At 59.8% G+C, this 17995-nt stretch carries 19 protein-coding genes; 15 read left to right on the top strand and 4 right to left on the bottom strand.

Annotation, left to right across the window (positions count from 1 at the left end):
• The first annotated feature begins 145 nt into the window (after positions 1-145).
• The 10 genes from allB to pucL all read left to right on the top strand — a co-directional run bounded on the left by allB (position 146) and on the right by pucL (position 10157).
• Positions 146-1510 carry an allantoinase AllB gene (gene allB / locus VK574_RS00890; RefSeq protein WP_472797891.1) on the top strand — a complete coding sequence of 455 codons (1365 nt, stop codon included), beginning with the start codon at positions 146-148 and terminating at the stop codon, positions 1508-1510.
• A gap of 47 nt (positions 1511-1557) precedes the next feature.
• Positions 1558-2733 (top strand): allantoate amidohydrolase, encoded by a 1176-nt coding sequence (locus VK574_RS00885; protein ID WP_472797890.1) that lies wholly within the window; start codon positions 1558-1560, stop codon positions 2731-2733.
• Between the two features lie 32 nt (positions 2734-2765).
• Complete coding sequence (gene allE / locus VK574_RS00880) at positions 2766-3503, top strand: (S)-ureidoglycine aminohydrolase (RefSeq protein WP_472797889.1); 738 nt, start codon at positions 2766-2768, stop codon at positions 3501-3503.
• 2 nt (positions 3504-3505) lie between these two features.
• Positions 3506-4750: a M20 family metallo-hydrolase gene (locus VK574_RS00875; RefSeq protein WP_472797888.1), complete on the top strand. Its 1245-nt coding sequence runs from the start codon at positions 3506-3508 to the stop codon at positions 4748-4750.
• A gap of 75 nt (positions 4751-4825) precedes the next feature.
• Positions 4826-7087, top strand: a complete 2262-nt coding sequence (locus VK574_RS00870) for a xanthine dehydrogenase family protein molybdopterin-binding subunit (RefSeq protein WP_472797887.1) — start codon at positions 4826-4828, stop codon at positions 7085-7087.
• Positions 7084-7575, top strand: coding sequence for a (2Fe-2S)-binding protein (locus VK574_RS00865; RefSeq protein ID WP_472797886.1), 492 nt, complete (start codon positions 7084-7086; stop codon positions 7573-7575). The genes VK574_RS00870 and VK574_RS00865 overlap by 4 nt, the downstream gene beginning before the upstream one ends.
• Positions 7565-8443 (top strand): FAD binding domain-containing protein, encoded by an 879-nt coding sequence (locus VK574_RS00860; protein ID WP_472797885.1) that lies wholly within the window; start codon positions 7565-7567, stop codon positions 8441-8443. Before VK574_RS00865 ends, VK574_RS00860 begins: the two co-directional genes overlap by 11 nt.
• Positions 8440-8949 (top strand): 2-oxo-4-hydroxy-4-carboxy-5-ureidoimidazoline decarboxylase, encoded by a 510-nt coding sequence (gene uraD / locus VK574_RS00855; RefSeq protein ID WP_472797884.1) that lies wholly within the window; start codon positions 8440-8442, stop codon positions 8947-8949. The genes VK574_RS00860 and uraD overlap by 4 nt, the downstream gene beginning before the upstream one ends.
• Complete coding sequence (gene uraH / locus VK574_RS00850; RefSeq protein WP_472797883.1) at positions 8946-9311, top strand: hydroxyisourate hydrolase; 366 nt, start codon at positions 8946-8948, stop codon at positions 9309-9311. Before uraD ends, uraH begins: the two co-directional genes overlap by 4 nt.
• Before the next feature lie 3 nt (positions 9312-9314).
• Positions 9315-10157: a factor-independent urate hydroxylase gene (gene pucL / locus VK574_RS00845; protein WP_472797882.1), complete on the top strand. Its 843-nt coding sequence runs from the start codon at positions 9315-9317 to the stop codon at positions 10155-10157.
• A 2-nt stretch (positions 10158-10159) separates the two neighbouring features.
• Here the strand turns inward: pucL and VK574_RS00840 are convergent, their stop codons facing one another.
• Both VK574_RS00840 and VK574_RS00835 read right to left on the bottom strand, forming a co-directional pair.
• Positions 10160-10747 (bottom strand): nucleotidyltransferase family protein, encoded by a 588-nt coding sequence (locus tag VK574_RS00840; RefSeq protein WP_472797881.1) that lies wholly within the window; start codon positions 10745-10747, stop codon positions 10160-10162.
• Positions 10748-10834: 87 nt separating this feature from the next.
• A complete protein-coding gene (locus VK574_RS00835) occupies positions 10835-11332 on the bottom strand; it encodes a DUF2165 family protein (RefSeq protein WP_472797880.1) in 498 nt (165 codons plus the stop codon).
• Between the two features lie 285 nt (positions 11333-11617).
• Here VK574_RS00835 and VK574_RS00830 point away from each other — a divergent pair, with 285 nt between their 5' ends.
• From VK574_RS00830 to VK574_RS00815, 4 genes are all read left to right on the top strand, one after another.
• Positions 11618-12631 (top strand): putative zinc-binding metallopeptidase, encoded by a 1014-nt coding sequence (locus VK574_RS00830; RefSeq protein WP_472797879.1) that lies wholly within the window; start codon positions 11618-11620, stop codon positions 12629-12631.
• 39 nt (positions 12632-12670) lie between these two features.
• Positions 12671-13711: a D-alanine--D-alanine ligase family protein gene (locus tag VK574_RS00825; RefSeq protein ID WP_472797877.1), complete on the top strand. Its 1041-nt coding sequence runs from the start codon at positions 12671-12673 to the stop codon at positions 13709-13711.
• Between the two features lie 67 nt (positions 13712-13778).
• Positions 13779-14114: a cupin domain-containing protein gene (locus VK574_RS00820; protein WP_472797876.1), complete on the top strand. Its 336-nt coding sequence runs from the start codon at positions 13779-13781 to the stop codon at positions 14112-14114.
• A 43-nt stretch (positions 14115-14157) separates the two neighbouring features.
• Entirely contained in the window at positions 14158-15459 is a 1302-nt protein-coding gene (locus VK574_RS00815; protein WP_472797875.1) for an amidase, read from the top strand.
• 393 nt (positions 15460-15852) lie between these two features.
• Here the strand turns inward: VK574_RS00815 and VK574_RS00810 are convergent, their stop codons facing one another.
• Positions 15853-16632 carry an NIPSNAP family protein gene (locus tag VK574_RS00810; RefSeq protein ID WP_472797874.1) on the bottom strand — a complete coding sequence of 260 codons (780 nt, stop codon included), beginning with the start codon at positions 16630-16632 and terminating at the stop codon, positions 15853-15855.
• Positions 16633-16660: 28 nt separating this feature from the next.
• On the bottom strand, positions 16661-17119 hold the full coding sequence (locus VK574_RS00805; RefSeq protein ID WP_472797872.1) for a nucleoside deaminase: 459 nt from the start codon (positions 17117-17119) through the stop codon (positions 16661-16663).
• Between the two features lie 336 nt (positions 17120-17455).
• On the opposite strand from VK574_RS00805, the gene VK574_RS00800 reads away from it, so the two are divergent.
• The gene (locus VK574_RS00800) at positions 17456-17890 is read left to right on the top strand and encodes a MerR family transcriptional regulator (protein ID WP_472797871.1); all 435 of its coding nucleotides are present in this window, start codon (positions 17456-17458) and stop codon (positions 17888-17890) included.
• Positions 17891-17995 lie beyond the last annotated feature (105 nt).

Raw genomic sequence — 17995 nt, 5'->3', positions numbered from 1 at the left:
CTTCGGCATCTGCGAAGGTAAAGTAAACACAGTATGGCACAGGCTTTAGAGCGTGTTTCATACTTGGCATACTTACCCTGCAAAGCTCATGGATCCCGGCCTGGTGCCGGGCTCCATCATCGGATAATCAGACATTCTCGTAGATATGAAACACGCTTTACGGTCAACTCGCGTTCTAACGGCCGACGGCCTGACACCCGCCACGCTCATCGTGGACGGCGAGAAGATCACCGCAATCCGTGCCTGGGACGATGCCGGCGGCGCCGGGCAATACCACGATTTTGACGACCTAGTTCTTCTCCCCGGCCTCGTCGACTCGCATGTCCACATCAACGATCCCGGCCGCGACTGGGAAGGCTTCAATTCCGCCACCCGCGCAGCAGCCGCAGGCGGAGTCACCACCCTCGTCGACATGCCCTTGAACTGCGTGCCCGAAACCATCAACGTCGCAGCGCTCGAGGCCAAGCGAACTGCTGCTCGCGGGAACGCCTGGGTCGACTGGGCTGCCTGGGGTGGCGTCGTGCGCGGCAATACTGCGGAACTGCCCGCCCTCGCCCAGGCCGGCGTTCCCGGATTCAAATGCTTCATGATCCACTCCGGCATCGACGGCTTCGCCTGGGTGGATGAGAGCGACCTTCGTCTCGCACTCGATCGACTACGCGGAACGCAATTGCCGTTGCTGGTTCACGCCGAAGTTGCGTTCCCGGTCGAAGCCGCAGCGGCCATGCTCAACCTGGCCCAAGCGAATTGGCAGAAATATTCGACCTGGCTCGCCTCGCGGCCCGATCTTGCCGAGGTCTATGCCATCAAGCTTTTGATCCAGCTGGCGCAGGAGTATCGGACGCCGATACACATCGTGCATCTCTCCAGCGCCAGGGCTTTGCCCATGCTTGCCGAAGCGCGCAGCCACGGAGTGCCCATCACTGTGGAAACCTGCGTGCACTATCTCGTGTTTGCCGCGGAGGAAATTCCGGATGGCGCCACCGAGTTCAAATGTGCGCCGCCGATTTGGGGCGCGGCCAATCGCGAACAACTGTGGGAAGCCCTTGAATCCGGCCTCATCGATTTGGTTGCCACCGACCATTCGCCCTGTCCGCCTGCGATGAAGCGTCGCGCCGAAGGTCGCTGGGACCTAGCCTGGGGTGGAATTGCGAGCCTCGGCCTGGCGCTACCCGTATTGTGGACCGCGATGCGTCAACGCGGATTAAGCACCGACGATGCCGCCGCAAGAGCCGGCAAGTGGATGTCGGCAAGACCAGCACGTCTCGCCGGAATCCTTGGCCAAAAGGGAACACTATCCGTTGGCGCCGACGCAGACATCGTCGTCTTCGACCCCCACGTAACGTGGACCGTAAGCCAAGACGACCTTCACTTCCGGCACAAGATCTCGCCCTATCTCGGTGCAAAGCTGCGCGGGCGGGTGCAGGAGACATGGCTGCGCGGCGAACGCGTCTTCCACTCAGGTCAATGCAGCGGCAACCCGCGCGGCAGAGAGCTGGTGCGGCTGTGAGCGACCGCGCGAGGCGAGCCATTGACGAATGCAGGCTCATTGCAACCATGACCGAGGAACCCGGCCGTACCACCCGACGCTTTCTCACTCCGCCGGTTCACCAGGTTCACCAGCACCTTCGCGCCCACATGGAAAGCCTCGGTATGGAAGTACGCTTCGATGCCGTCGGCAACCTCCGCGGACTCTGGAAGCCAATTGACTCAACGTCGGACAAACGCCTGATTCTTGGTTCGCATATCGATACCGTTCCTGACGCAGGCGCCTTCGACGGCGTCCTCGGCGTCGTTCTCGCCATTGAACTGGTCGCGTCAGCAAAGGCTCTCCGTCTTCCCCTCGCTCTCGAAGTCATCGCCTTCTCTGAAGAAGAGGGCGTCCGGTTCGGCTTTCCGTTCATCGGCAGCCGCGCCGTTGCCGGCCGATTCGATACGTCCATTCTTGGTCATAAGGACGCAGCAGGAATTTCGATCCGTCAGGCCATCGTGAACTTCGGCCTCGCTCGCGAGAATCTCCAAGGTGCTGTTGCCGATCAACACGCCATCGGCTTCGTCGAAATTCACATCGAGCAGGGACCTGTGCTCGAGGCCGAGGATCTGAAAGTCGCAGCCGTCAGCAGCATCGTCGGCCAGACCCGCCTCGACCTCAAGTTCATCGGCCACGCCAACCACGCCGGCACTACGCCGATGCACCTGCGCCATGATGCCCTCGCTGCAGCCGCCGAATGGATCACCAGAGTCGAAGCCCACGCACTCAAGACGGAAGGCCTGGTCGCCACCGTCGGCAAGCTGGAAGCTCACCCCAACGCGGGCAACGTCATCGCCGGATCCGCCGAATTCAGTCTCGACATTCGCCACGTCCATGACACGACCCGCGAAACTGCAGTCGACGAGTTGCTGCGAGAGGCCGGGGCGATTGCTCAACGTCGCGACCTCAAACTCGAATGGACTAAAAAGATGGACGAGCCGTCGGTACCGATGGACGAGCGCCTCACCGCTTTCATGTCGGACGCAATCGAAGCAGCAGGCTTCTCCGCCAAAGCAATGCCAAGCGGTGCCGGCCACGACGCCATGATCATGGCCGGATGTATGCCCACGGCCATGCTCTTTCTCCGCAGCCCCAGCGGCCTCAGTCATCATCCCGACGAAGCCGTTCGCGAAGAGGATGTCGAAGCCGCACTTCGCGTAGCTGAGAAATTCCTGCAACGGCTCGCAGCAGACATTCGTTAGAATCGGAAAACGCAACGCAAGCGAGGTCAACCTTGCATCACCTGGGAGCAACCCGAAGCAGCCTCAAGCACGACCACCTGCTGCAGACTCCAGATACTTTCGTCCGCATTCCATTGCCCGGCGCAACGGGAGTCGAATTCATCGTGCACGCCGGTCCACAACTGGGTGCAAACTTCTCCCAGTTGACCGCCGAATTTTCCGCCGGAGGCACCCTCGGGTCCGCGCCGGGACAGCGTTTCATCTATGTGCTCGCGGGCGAACTGGATTTGATGAGCGGCCCAAACCGGCATCTGCTGGGACCCGGCGGATTTGCCTATCTCCCTGCGGGCGCCGATTACTCCGTTACTGCCATGAGCGCCGCAAGGGCCGCGCTGATTGAAAAGATTCACGAGCCGATCCCAGGTGGCCTTGCACCCGAGGCCGTCATCGGCAATGAATCGACCATCGCGGAAGTTCCGTTGATGGGCGATTCGTCCCTTCGCGTACGCTCGCTCATGCCTGACTCCGATGCTTACGATTTCGCCGTAAATACCATGAGCTACGATCCTGGCGCTGGGCTCAGCATGGTCGAAGTTCACGTGATGGAGCACGGGCTTCTGATGCTCGAAGGCGGTGGCATCTACCGCCTCGGCGATTCCTGGTACCCCGTCGAGGCCGGCGACTTCATCTGGATGGCGCCCTTCTGCCCGCAATGGTTCGGCGCCATCGGCAAGAAGCCCGCAAAATATCTCATCTACAAGGACTGGCGCAGGCACCCGCTGGGAGCATGAACATGGACCCCCGCCCCGCTCTCTCTATCGACCGCCTAATCGCTGAACTCAATGCTCTCGCGCAAATCTCCGCGGCCGAACGGCCCGTCGTCACCCGCATTGTCTTTAGCGAAGCCGATCTTCGCGCCCGCGCCTATGTCAAAGGCCTCTGCCGCGAAGCCGGACTGAGCGTGCACGAGGACGCCATAGGCAACACCTTCGCGCGCTGGAGTGGAACCGACCCTGACCTGGCCCCCATCGGCACCGGATCGCACATCGACGCTATTCCCAACGCTGGCCTCTACGACGGATGCGTTGGCGTCCTCGGCGGCCTCGAAGCCATCCGCGTTTTGCAGCAGCTTGGTTTCAAGCCGCGCCGCTCTATCGAACTCGTCATATTCACCGCTGAGGAACCGACCCGCTTCGGCATCGGCTGCCTCGGCAGCCGCATGATGGCCGGCGCGCTCAGTCCCGCACAGGCTTTCGCACTCCGCGACAGGGAAGACCAAGGCCTCGATGAATTGCGAAGTCAGGCCGGATTCACCGGGACTCTCGCATCCGTCGTTCTCCCGTCCGGCCGCTTTCACCAGTTCATCGAACTCCACATCGAGCAAGGCCCCATCCTCGAACTGGAAGGGATCGACGTCGGCCTCGTCACCCACATCGCCGCGCCCGCAAGCATGCGCATCGTCATCGAAGGCGAAGGCGGACATGCCGGCGGCAAACTGATGCCCGGCCGGAAAGACGCACTCGCCGCGGCTGCCGAGGTGATCCTCGCGCTTGAAGCTGCAGCAAAGTTGACCGGCGCCATCGATACGGTGGGAACTGTCGGCGTATGCGAAGTCTTTCCGGGCGCCGTCAACAGTATTCCCTCCCGCGTGCGCCTCGAAACCGACATTCGCGACATCGACGACGCGCGGCGCGATGCCGTGATCGACAAGCTGAAAGACACATGCAGGGAAGTGGCCGAGCGCCGTGGCGTTTCCATTGCAACGGAGATGGTCAACGCCGATCCACCGGCGACCGGCGACCCCGCTATCCTCGACGCGATGGAGCAGTCCGCAAAGGCAGCCGGCAAGAGTTTCAAGCGCATGGTGAGCCGCGCCTATCACGACTCGCTCTTTGTTTCGCGAATCGCCCCCGTCGCCATGCTCTTCATTCCCTGCCGCGGCGGCGTCAGTCATCGTCCTGACGAATACGCATCGCCCGAGTGGATTGGCAGCGGCGTCCACGTGCTTGCACGGACGCTCGCAACTCTCGCGTCGTAGCGCGCAGGCTTTCAAAGTTTCTCGTGCCGTTGTATGCTATGCGTCAACCCGTACGGCGCTTCGCACTTCCCAACTATGAGCACGCCTGCGAAAAACCGCATCGTCGGCACCTCCGTCCCTCGCAAGGAAGGTGTGGATAAGCTGCGGGGCACCGCCCGGTACATCGACGATATACAACGCGAAGGCATGTGGCACGGTGCCACCGTGCGCAGTGCGGTTCCGCGCGGCTTCATCCGCTCTATCGGTTTTGATCGCAAGATCGACTGGAGCGAATTCGGCGTCGTCACTGCTGCCGACATTCCCGGCGAAAACCACATCCAGATGATCGTTGCCGATCAGCCGTGCCTCGCCGACGGCCAGGTCAATCACTGCGAAGAAGCCATCCTGCTGATCGCCCACCCCGACAAACACAAAGTGCGCGAAGCAGTCGACGCCGTGCATGTCGAATACGATTTGTTGCCGCCTGTCTTCAGCATCGAAGAAAGTGAAAATCAGCAAACGGTTATCTGGGGTGCCGACAACTGCTTCAAAAGCTTCCAACTCGAAAAGGGCGACGTTGATTCAGTCTGGTCTCACGCGACGCACATCGTTGGAGGCGAATACCGCACCGGTGCCCAGGAACACCTCTACATCGAAAACAACGGCGTCATCGCTGAGTACAGCGTGGAAACCGGCGTCACAGTGTGGGGATCGCTGCAATGCCCTTTCTACGCGCACAAATCGCTGCTTGCCGTCTTCAATCTCCCACCTGAAAAAGTCCGCGTCATCCAGACTGAAACAGGCGGAGCCTTCGGCGGCAAGGAAGACTATCCATCCGTCATCGCTTCGCACGCGGCGTTGCTCGCGATGAAGTGCGGACATCCGGTCAAGATGGTCTACGACCGCGTCGAAGATCTTGCGGCAACCACCAAACGGCATCCCTCGCGCGTCCGCCATCGCACCGCGCTCGACGCCAACGGCAAACTCCTCGCCATGGATATCGACATCGCGACGGACGGCGGCGCGTACTCCACGCTTTCCTCCACCGTGCTCTCGCGCGCGACACTCCATTCGCCCGGCCCGTACGTCTGTCCCAACGTCCGCATTCGCTCGCATGCCTGGGCCACCAACACCGTCCCCTATGGCGCATTTCGCGGGTTCGGCGCGCCCCAGACGGTGTTCGCTGTCGAGCGTCACATGGATGAGATCGCCGCCTCTATCAACATCGATCCGATTGAGCTGCGACGGAGAAACTTCATTCACGAGGGCGAAACCACCGCAACCGAACAGCTGATGCGCGAACCCATCATCCTAGACAAACTCCTCGGTCGCGCACTCGTCGAGAGCAACTACTACAACAAGCGCGCAGAATTCGCAAAAGAAAACTCTGGCAGCGCAATCAAGCGCGGCATGGGCATCGCCGCCTTCTATCACGGTTCCGGCTTCACTGGCTCCGGCGAACGCTATCTCAACTCGCTCGCCGGCATCGACGTTACCGCAGAAGGCAAAGTGCGCGTGCTCGTTTCCAGCACCGAATTCGGTCAGGGCACCAACACGGTGCTCACGCAAGTTGCCGCTGAAATCCTCGGCGTCGAATACGATGACGTCATCATGGCTCCGCCCGATACCGGCATTGTCCCCAACAGCGGGCCGACGGTTGCCTCGCGCACCGCCATGGTCATCGGCCGCCTCATCGAGCGCGCATCGCAGCAGTTGCTTTCCATGCTTCGCGAACAAGCCAGCCTGCCGGAACAGTTTTCGCGCCAACAGTTCTTCGCCGCTTGCGAGCAACTCCGCAAGAAAGCCGGCGAAGTCGTTTCCCTCTGCCGCTACGAAGCGCCGCCCGACATTTTCTGGGACGATCAGAAGTATCGCGGCGAAGCCTATCCCGCTTATGGATGGTCCGTCCAGATTGCGCAGGTTGCCGTCGATACCGTCACGTATTCCGCAGAGGTCGAAGAGTTCTGGTCCGCGCAGGAAGCAGGCCGCGTCATTCATCCCATACTTGCCACCGGCCAGATCGAGGGTGGCATCGCGCAAGGCATCGGCTACGCGCTCTACGAAAAGGTCGTCCTGCAGAATGGCCGCATGGCCAACAACCAGATGACTAACTACATCATGCCCACTGCTGAAGACGTGCCCCCGATCCACGTCTTCTGGGAAGAACTTCCCTTCGGGCATGGCGGATTCGGCGCCAAGGGTATCGGCGAATTGCCCCACGACGGTCCCGCACCTGCGATCCTCAATGCCATTCGGGACGCCATCGGCGTCAGTTTTAATTCCATCCCGCTTCTGCCCGAAGATCTGTTCGCGAAATTGAGCATCGCACCAAAGGTCGAGGAGCCCGCATCCGTATGAGCGCGGCCACGCCAATCCAGCTGAACGTCAACGGCGCGAATCTCACCGTCACTGTCCAACCCATGAAGCGCCTGCTCGACGTGCTGCGCGAAGACCTGCACCTCACTGGCACCAAGGAGGGATGTGGCGAAGGCGAATGCGGCTCGTGTTCCGTTCGCATGAATGGCGATCTCGTCAACAGCTGCCTCGTCCCCGTGCTCCAGGCCGCAAGCACAAACATCGAAACTGTGGAAGGGCTCGCGCGCGACGGTATCCTACATCCCTTGCAGCAGGCCTTCCTTCAGTGCGGCGGAGCCCAGTGCGGCATCTGCACGCCAGGTATGCTGATGGCCGCCAAACATCTGCTCGCGTACAATCCGCATCCCACGATGGCCGAGATCCGCGAAGGACTCGCCGGCAATCTCTGTCGCTGCACCGGCTTCATGCGCATCTTCGAGTCCGTGCTTTCCGCAGCCAGAAGCACTACGCAGGAGACGCATGCGAGGTAACGCCGCTGAGCACGAACTTGTTGCACCCGGATCGCTGCCGGCCGTGCTCGATCTGCTCGCCGGCGCGCCCGGCCAGTGGACGCCTATCGCAGGCGGCACCGAGTTGATGGTCGCCTTCGCCGCAGGCCGCCTCACCGCAAGCAAACTTGTCAGCCTCTGGGGCGTCGAAGAACTTCGCTTCTTCGACACGAGTCCTGACAAACTCATCATCGGTGCCGGAACCACCTTCAGCGATCTCCGATCCAATCCGATCGTCGCGGCCGACTTTCCTCTCCTCGACAAAGCCGCAAGCTGGATTGGTTCCATCGCCAACCAAACTCGCGCAACGCTCGGCGGCAATCTCGTAAACGGTTCGCCCGCCGCCGACTCTTCACCTGCGCTCCTCGTCTACGACGCGGAAATCGAACTCATCTCTGTCCGAGGCAAGCGCTGCATACCCTATCGCGAATTCCACACTGGCTACAAGCAGAACGCTATGACCGCCGATGAGCTTCTTTACGCCGTCCATCTGCCGCGACGCTTCGCGAATCACCGCCAATATCTGCGCAAAGTGGGCACGCGGCGCGCCATGGCCATCTCCAAAGTCGCGCTCGGCGCAACCGCCCTGTTGAAAGACGGCGCAATCGAACGGATTCGCGTTGCGGCCGCGAGTCTCGCGCCCTTCCCTGCCCGTCTCGGCAAAACAGAAGCCGCCCTGCTCGGACATAGGCTCAACCCCAGCCTCATCGAGACCGCCCGCAATGCTCTGCTTGCTGAAGCGCAGCCCATCGACGACATCCGTTCCAACGCGCAATATCGCAAAAGTGTGGGCGCAAATCTCCTCGAAGAATTCCTGCGAGCCCTTCTTTCGGAGTCCGCCGCCAAATGAATCCCGTGCTCGAAGCCTGGAACGCCGCTGACACTTCCGAAGCCAACCAGGCAATGCTCGCCTGCTGCGGCGCGCAACGCTGGGCTGGTCAAATGGTCGCCCTCCGCCCCATCACCACCATCGCCACGCTGAGCGAAGCAGCCGACCGGGTTTGGGCAGCGATGGGTGAATCCGATTGGCTCGAAGCATTCGCCTGCCATCCCCGCATCGGCGAACGCAAAGCGCCGTCCGCGTCCGAGCAATCTTCATCCTGGTCACAACAGGAGCAGTCCGGAACCACCACCGCAACCCAAAGCGCTCTCCGCCAGCTCGCCGAAGACAACGCACTCTATGAACAGCGATTTCGCTTCACCTACATCGTTTGCGCCACCGGTAAGAGCGCCGAAGAGATGCTCGCCATTCTTCAACGACGTCTCGGCAACACGCGCGTGGCAGAATTGAGAGAAGCCGCCGAAGAGCAGCGGCAGATCATGCAGATTCGTCTCGGAAAGTGGTTGGTGTCATGAAGATCACGACGCACGTCCTCGATACCGTTCTTGGAAAACCCGCCGCGGGTGTTTTGGTGCAATTGGACAGGATGTTGGGCGGGGCAGGTTGGTCAAGCGAGGGTGTGCGCCAAGAAGATGCCCAATGGATCATGATATCGACCAGCAAAACCGACACTGATGGGCGCTGCGGTAACTTGAAAGCCAATGCTGCGCCCGGACGCTACAGGCTTACGTTCAATACCGGCGTTTATCTGAAGGCGCTCGGCCGAAGCACCATCTATCCAGAGATTGTCATTGCATTCGAATGCGACGGCGCTTCGCATTATCATCTTCCGCTCCTCCTGAGCGACAACAGTTACACCACTTACCGAGGAAGCTGATCGATGGTCCGACTGGGTGAGAATCGCTATGGAAAATCTCGCGTGCGCCTGTCGCGCATCACGCGATCGGCTGATCAACACGACTTCAACGAGTGGACCGTCTGCGTGCTCTTGCATGGCGACTTTGAATCGAGCTTCACTGAAGCCGACAACAGCAAGATTCTCCCCACCGACACGATGAAGAACACGGTCTACTCCATCGCACGTGGTTCTAGCGCCGCCACCATTGAAGAATTCGCAATGGAACTAGGCGATTACCTGCTCAACAATAATCACCAGGTTTCCAAGGCAAGCATCGAGATCGAAGAAAAAAACTGGAAACACCTGAAGGTCGACGGCGAGCCCGATGCGAGTACCTTCCAGCTGGGTGGTCCGGAGTTACAGACGGTGCGCGCCGAGCGTGAACGCGGCGGCAGCTGGGTCATTACATCCGGCGTGGACGGGTTGACGATTCTCAAGACCACCAACTCCGCCTTCACCGGCTATATTAAAGACCGCCTCACTACGCTCAAGCCCGCGACAGACCGCATCCTCGGCACGCGCGCCACCATTCGCTGGGAATACCTCTCTGCCACGCAAAACTTCGCTAAAGTCCGCGCCCGGATCCTTGCAGCCCTGCTCAGGGAATTCGCCGGGCACCACAGCATGAGCGTCCAGCACACGCTTTTCGATATGGGCAATGCCGCGCTAGCTGCAGCGCCGGAGATCGCGCGCATCCACCTCACGATGCCCAACCTCCATCATCTGCTTGCGGACCTCAGCCCCTTCGGGCAGGACAATCCCAACCACATCTTCGTCCCCATCGACGAGCCGCACGGCTACATCGAGGCCACGATCGAGCGCTGATTCTAATTCAGCTCCGCCAGGTCCTCCGGCCGGTCGATGTCGACCTCGCCGCCTTCGAGCGGAATCTCCACGATAGGTAGCGACGTTTTCGCCAGCAGACCGCGGGCTCCCCTGTCGCCGCGAAGCGCCAGCAGATCCGCAAACATGGCCCGCGGGAATATTGCCGGAGTTCCCCGAACGCCCCCATAAGTCGACGCAATCGGCATTGTCCCTTCGTGCGCATCGAATTCCTCGAGCATCTGCAGCAAATGCTTCGCCGTAATCCGCGGCTGATCGCACGTCATCAGCAGTACACCCGCAACTCCGGCTCCCTCGTCCACTGCCCTAACGCCCGCGCGAATCGACGAAGCCATGCCCTCTTCCCATTCTGCATTTGCAACTACCGTCGTAGCGCCAAGTTCAACTGCCTTCTCTATCCGTTCGCGATACGCGCCCAGTACCACCAACACCGGCCCGGCACCAGCCTCCAATGCACATCGAACAGCCCGCTGCAACAGCGGCTCTCCGTCAACCGGCAACAGTTGCTTCGGCTGCCCGAGCCGGCTGCTCGCACCCGCGGCGACAATGATGGCGACCACCGGTATCCGCATCAGTCTACCCGTCTTCCTTGACTCCAATCGAACGCGCAGGGTTTGCGGCAGGCCGAAAGAAGGCCGCGGTCGGCGGCAGCTGAAACACTATGCCTGTGTATCGGTGTCCGGCTGCAGAAGCAAGAGCATCACGAACCCCACAATCACGAACATGCGGAACGCTTCTTCCTGGCCGTTCCAGGTGCGCGACTGCCACATCAGGAACCACTCCCCGCCCACATCCAGAAAAGCCACAAGCCACATCAGCAGCGACATCGTTAACGCAACGACCGCCGCGCGTTTCCCAGCGTTGAAAGCAATCGCCGATCCTCGGAACGCTCGTACGAGACAAATGAGCCCCCACCACGCAAGCATCCCCGTCGCGATTTCCCAGACGATGATCATCCAGTAGAAAACAAGATGCATCACGGGCCACGGCATTGCCCGCCACATCGCGTGGTTTCCCGGGAAGGTCGAATCCATCGATAGTACATGCCGGATGAACTCGTAGTTTGAATTGAAATCAGTGAGGTTGTTGAACACCACCAGCGTGTAGTAGAACGCGATCCCTGCCAGCAGCAGCAACTTCGCCGAGCGTGTCATCATCGGTGGAACCTCTGCATTGCTAAGGTTGCGAATTTCCGAACACTGCCAATTGCGCGCCGCCGTGAAAGTGTGCCTGCAGCCCGCACAATCCTAGCCTTGACACATCAACTCCTGTCCATCAAAAAACAGGCCCGGAACCCTCAGCCGACGCCAATCCGGCCACGCGTTGCGGAGCGAGCTGGCTCTTTCGGCAGGAAAAAGCCCCTCGGTTGCTCTAGAAGAGTCTACGTGTATTCCGAAATTGCTCTAAATCCCGCTCCGTGGTGTAGAACTCTGAGTAGCCCAGTGCGCGATTTCGAGAAAACCCGTACGGAATTCCAGGAGATACTCGCCAAGCCCATTCGCGAACTCGGGCTCAAACTCGAGGGTTCGCCGCTCGAACGATTTGTGCAGCAGCTCTATCGCGAACTGGAAGCCAAGGGCATCCACAAGTTCCGTCCGCAGTGCTACCTCACCGATGAATGGGGATGTCCTTCCGGCGAACCCGTCATCGGCATTCCGTTCTACCTCGCCAACCCCGACCTGGCAATGCTTGAGCGCGATATGAACGACCTGGAAGACGCTCGCGAAATCATGATGTACATGCGTCATGAGGCCGGACACGCATTCAATTACGCCTACCAACTCTACAAGTCGGCGGAGTGGCGCAATCTTTTCGGTCCCTTTCGCCGCGCCTATCGCGACAACTACCGTCCCATCCCTTTCTCGCGGAAGTTTGTCCGCCACATGGCTGGGTGGTACGCGCAAAAGCATCCGGACGAAGATTTTGCAGAAACATTTGCCGTCTGGCTCACGCCCCGCTCGCAATGGCGAAAGCGCTACAACGGCTGGGACGCGGTTGCCAAGTTGCAATTCGTCGATCGCATCGCGCACAAAGTCGGTGCCGTCGAGCCCATCCGGCGTCGCGGCCACACCGATATCACTGTCGATGAGATGGAGTCGACCGTCGGCGAGTTCTATCGTCTCAGCCTGCCGGAGGAGATCCCGGTACAGGAACTTGCCCTGGATGCCGACCTCCAGGACATCTTCAATATCTCCCTCAAGCGACGGAATGGCGTGCGACCCGCCGTCGAGATGCTGAATCAGCACCGCAAGCCCATTATCGACAAGGTCGCCTATTGGAGCGGCGTACAACGGCCGATCGTCAAGCGACTCGTTGAATCTATCTGCAGCCGTGTTGAGGAACTGGGCCTGCGCGTCGACGTCCGGCGCGAGTCCGAGCACCTCACGGAATTCACGGTTTACACAACTGCACTCGCAATGAACTACCTGGCACGTGGGAAGTTCATTCACCCCTGAGGTGGGCCGGCAGTTGCCGGCCTACCGCCTGGAGGACGCATGGCGAATTTGAAAGTCACGGTACTGTACGATCTGTGGGAAGAACAGCCCGCTGAAGTCGAGGAAGAAGTTCCTGCGCGCAAGCGCAAGGGACAGAAGAAACGCAAGAAGAAGCCGGTGAAGCACGACCGCGAAGAGATCTTCGAAGCTCTCGAGAAGCTCGGTCATGAGCCGTCGTACTACGTTCTCGACGGTCGCCCCCAATCGCTGCTCGGGCTCGCCAAATGCGGCGCTGATCTCATCTTCAATCTCACGGAATCCTATGCCGGCGATGACACCCGGGAGATGCACGTCACGGCATTCCTCGATCTGCTCGATATCCCATACACCGGCGCCGGGCCGCACGCGCACATCCTTGCACAGGACAAATCCATCGCCAAGAAAATGTTCGCCTTTCACGGCATCCAGTCGCCATACTTCGCGACTGCCTATCGCGGCAACATCGACCATGCCCACGACATCTCGTTCCCGCTCATCGTGAAGCCCACCTCTGAAGATGGCTCCATCGGCATCGATGCCGCCGCCGTCGTCACCAGCGTGAAGGAGTTGATGGAGCGCGTGAACTATATTCAGACCGAGTTCGATTCTCCCGCATTGATCGAGGAGTACATCGAAGGACGCGAAATCTACGCCTCCATCCTCGGTAGTTACGAGAGCGCGCGTGCGCTTCCGCTGGTGGAACTTGACCTTTCCAAGCTTCCCAAAGGCATGCCCAAAATCGCCAGCCAGGACGTGAAATTCGAGAAAGACACCGAAGCCTACAAGCTCACGAAATCGATCATCGCCGAGGATCTCGCTGAAGAAACCGTAACCAAACTCACCGAGACCGCGATCAAGGCCTATCGCGCCGTCAAGCTGCGCGACTATGGTCGCATCGACATGCGCGTATCCAGCAAGGGGGAAGTTTATGTCATTGAAGCGAATCCAAACCCCTGGCTCTCCAGTGGACAGGAGTTCGCCATGGCCGCGAGAAAATCCGGCCTATCCTACACGCAGATGATCGGAGAGATCGTCGACCTCGCCATGGCTCGGAATGCATGAGAACACTTCCTCCGCATCTGGTAGTCCGCTGATTCGCGAGGCTAAAGTGTGAATGCGAGGATTAAGAATGCCTAGTCACATTCCTGACGTCATCACTCTAAGCGCTGAGTCTTCAACTAACCTTGGTTACGATAATCATCCCGTCGCTCATACCAATGATCATGTTGTCAGGATTGCCACGATGACAGAGCCGTATCACTGGCATTTTCATCCCAACTCCGACGAAACATTCCTGTTCCTTGAGGGGCGTCTCGCGATCGAATTTGAAGACGGAGCGGTTGAGCTTCATCCTGGCCAATTGCTGACTATCCCTCGGGGAGTGCGCCATCGAACACGGCCGGTTGACGCGCGATCAGTGAACCTCACGTTTGAGATGGCCGCGTCTGAAACCGTGGCAGTCTGACGGACTTGGAATGCGCTTCAACTCACAGGCCTAGAATGCTGGAATGGACTCCTCTTCCAGGACGATTCGCAGCACACGCGAAGCGCTTGCCTCGGGAAGCGTGACGCCTGCAAATCTTGCCAGGGAAGCGATGCAACGCGCCAATCGAAACGCCGGCAAGAATACCTACCTGTGGCGCGATCCCGATTGGACACTGGAAGAGGCTGCGCGCGCCGCCGCGATTCCACGATCAGCCGGCGGCCAATTCGGCGATGGGCGCAGCAACCTCTGGGGCGTACCCGTCTCCGTTAAAGATTGCTTCGACCTTGCCGGCGCTCCCACCAGTTGCGGAGTCCACTTCTATCGCGATTTCAATGGCATCGCCCTGCACGATTCCTGGCTCGTTGAGCAGCTCCGCAAAGCTGGTGCCGTGATCACCGGCAAGACTCACCTACATCCCCTTGCCTACGGCATCACCGGCGAGAATCCCGAATTCGGCGACTGCGAGCAGCCCGGCAATCCCGGTGCGCTCACCGGCGGATCCTCCAGCGGCGCGGCGGCCAGCGTGCTCGAGGGCTCCGCGCTTGCAGCCATCGGCACTGACACTGGCGGCTCCGTGCGCGGTCCTGCGGCACTTTGCGGTCTTGCCGGCTACCGCGCCTCGCTCGGCCGCGGCGACTGGCGAGGAGGCGCGCATCTTGCACAGTCGTTCGATACGATGGGCTGGCTCTTTCGCCATCTCGAAGACGCTTCCCTGCTCGCCGATATCTTTGTCCCCGGCAAATCCAGCATCCCGCAGAAATTCACAACTTTCGCCGTCGTGCATGACGCGTTCCTGCATGACACAGAGCCTGCGATCATCGACGGCCTTCGCAGAGTCGAGCGCGATCTCCGCGCGCTCGGACTCAAAGGCACTACCATCAATGTCGGCTGGTGGGCCGATTCCTACGAAATCTACGCCTCCATCCAGGCATCGGAAGCGGCGCGCCTCCACGCTGGTCACTTTGACCGGATGCCGCCAGCCATTCGCGAACGCCTCGAGTGGGGCGCACGCATCACCGACGCCGAGATCGTCGTCCTGCGCAAACGCCACGCCGAATTCCGCGCCCGCATCGACGAATTGCTCCACGAACACGAACTGCTCCTGATGCCCGCCTCACCCGTAGCCCGCATCAGCATCGGCGCCGACAATGGCGAGGTGCGAAGCCGCATTCTCCGCTACACCACACCATTTAGTCTCGCCGGCGTGCCTGTCGTCACCATTCCCTGCTCCATCGGCGGAATGCAGCTGGCCGCTGCCCGCGAAAGCGACGAAGGCCTTCTCGCCCTTGCTGCCCAAATTGGTGCCTGCAGATCTCAGTCCTGAATTTGAGTGGTATGCAATCTGTAGATGCACCATCCGCAGTGCATTTCACTCTATATGGTGCAATACGCACCCTATCCAGATATTGATTCGATTAAAGTTATTTGAACAAAGCGAACAAAAGAAGAATAAGAAGGGGGAGGGGGTGGGGGGTACCCCTTTCGGGCGGTGTGTCTGACGCACGCCTGGCGATCTTGACTTCGAGCAGTCAAAACTGAACGGAGATCATTCGAGTTCCTGCACTTCTACTGTTATTGTGCGCCGGGCGATGGAAATTACCTGCAAACCCGTCAGAGTTTTTCTGCTCTTCAGAATCTGTGAGTTACCTCGCATCGTGGGCGATCGGCTATTGACAGATTCGCGGAGATTGCAACTCGAGCGATCCTTTTCGGCGATTCAGATCTGCGAGGCGGCAAGTGGGCTGAGCACCAGGTTGGTGATGTTGCTGACAATCGCTTCAAAGGCAAATCGCGGATCGGCGGATAGCTTCTTCCACGCAGGATCGTTGCGGAAGACATTCCACTTCGCGTCCAGGTCGGCAGAATCGGCAAAACCGAGCATGTACGTGAGGCTGGGCATGCGCTGCCCGATCAGCGTGTCGCCAAAAAAGACCGGTTGAAACCCCGCAGCCTTGAATATCTCGAACTCGCCCGAGTGAAACATCTGCACTTTCAGAATGTGATCCCGATAGCTGGGGCTCTCGTAGGTACGGAGCTGAAAGATGCGCTTGCCCTTCGCAGGCGGCGTGATACGCGGCCAGCCCTCGAAGGCGACGAGCAGCGACGAATCCATCCGCAGAAATGCGGGCGATGCGGCAGAGGCGCTCCAGAAGGGCTCGGCGGTTTTCACGTAGTCGGCATCCTGCGCGAGTTCGAACTCGAGAGTTCCAGCCATCGCGGGATCATGAACGGGAATGAGGACGTAAAAGCTGGGTGTCTCCGGACCGATGTCCAGCCGGAAAGCGCCGACGGGACCTCCCCGCTTGGCCATCGCGGGAATCAGCGCTTCGCTGATGTACTTCTCGGTCATCGCCACTTGCGGGCCCGTTTGCAATGTGTAGCGACGGAGTTGGTAGAACTCGCGAAGGCGCCCTGGACTGGCTTGCGCCTTGGCATTCTGCACAAGCGCGGCTGCGGAAGTGACAAGCGAAGCGGCGACAAACTTACGGCGATCCATGGGTTCCTCCAGCAGTGTTGCAGGCGAGCTACTCTTCGCCGATGTCTTCATTCCAGATTTCCGGGTGTTCCGCGATGTAGCCCTCGAGCAGTTCGCGGCATTCGCGATTATCGAGGTCGATCACTTCAACACCGTTGTCGCGCAGCCAGTCGAGACCACCGGCAAAGGTGCGGCTCTCGCCCACAACCACCGTGCCGATCCGGAACTGCCGCACGAGCCCGCTGCAGTACCAGCAGGGCGCGAGCGTCGTCACCATCACCAGGTTGCGGTAGCTGCGCTGCCGGCCCGCACGTCGGAACGCATCGGTCTCCCCATGCATGCTGGGGTCTCCCTGCTGCACCCGCCGGTTGTGCCCCCGGCTCACCAACTCGCCCGACCGGGTAAAGAGCGCTGCGCCAATCGGGATGCCGCCTTCCAGGCGTCCATAGTGCGCTTCTTTCAAAGCCACCGCCAGCATTCGTTCGTAGCTTTCACTATCAATCGCCATATTTGACGTTGATCATACGGGATCAAACTGCCAAAAGGCAGTGACCCCTTCTTCGGCCCCAAGCCGAAAGCGTTCGATGTCGGGACGCAATCAAAAGAAAGTCGCTCGTTTTTTTGAAACCTCGAGGTGAGAATCACCGTCCAAATTCTTTAAGAATTGTTAAGTCCAAAATCAAGGTGTTCCAGCTCGGCCCTTGATATCTGGTTTAGAAACTTGCGATTGGAAAACGGGATCGAATTCTTCAACGGAGTAACTGCCGACACACGGCCAGGAACGATAGGAAAGCCTCCGCCGCTCTATTGACTTTGAGCGCGCACCAAGTTGTAGGTTGAAATTGTGAGAGACGCTGGCTATACCATCCGAAGCATGGCAGAGAGGTGCGGAATGACCGCGCACACTCTGCGCTACTATGAGCGCGTCGGCCTGATCCAACCGGTCGGGCGCGCGCGCAACGGTCACCGCCGCTATTCTGAAGCCGACGAGGCGTGGCTTAACTTCCTCCACTGCATGCGGGCCACCAATATGTCCATTCGCGAGATGCAGCGCTATGCTGAGCTCCGCGAGAAGGGCGACGCCACTTCACTCGAACGGCGCAAACTGCTTGAGGATCACCAGTCCGCAATCGCCGCGAAGATCGGCGCGCTGCAGCAGGCGCACGCTCTGCTGACCCACAAGATCACCAACTACAAGAAGATCGAAGAACGAACCCGCATCGGCGGCCCTCAGCCTGCCGGGCAGGAACTCGAAAACGAGCTGGCGACGGCAAGCTGATTTGGCCGTCGTCCCGCCGCCGGCCAAATCCGGGTAAACGCCTCTAGCGGAGCTCTGCATCGAATCTGTTGATCGGACGTGGATCCCAGCTTGATCGGGTGGCAA

The organism is Occallatibacter sp. (genome assembly GCF_035317045.1).
Lineage (GTDB): Bacteria > Acidobacteriota > Terriglobia > Terriglobales > Acidobacteriaceae > Telmatobacter.
This window is presented reverse-complemented; position numbering and strand designations above follow the sequence as displayed.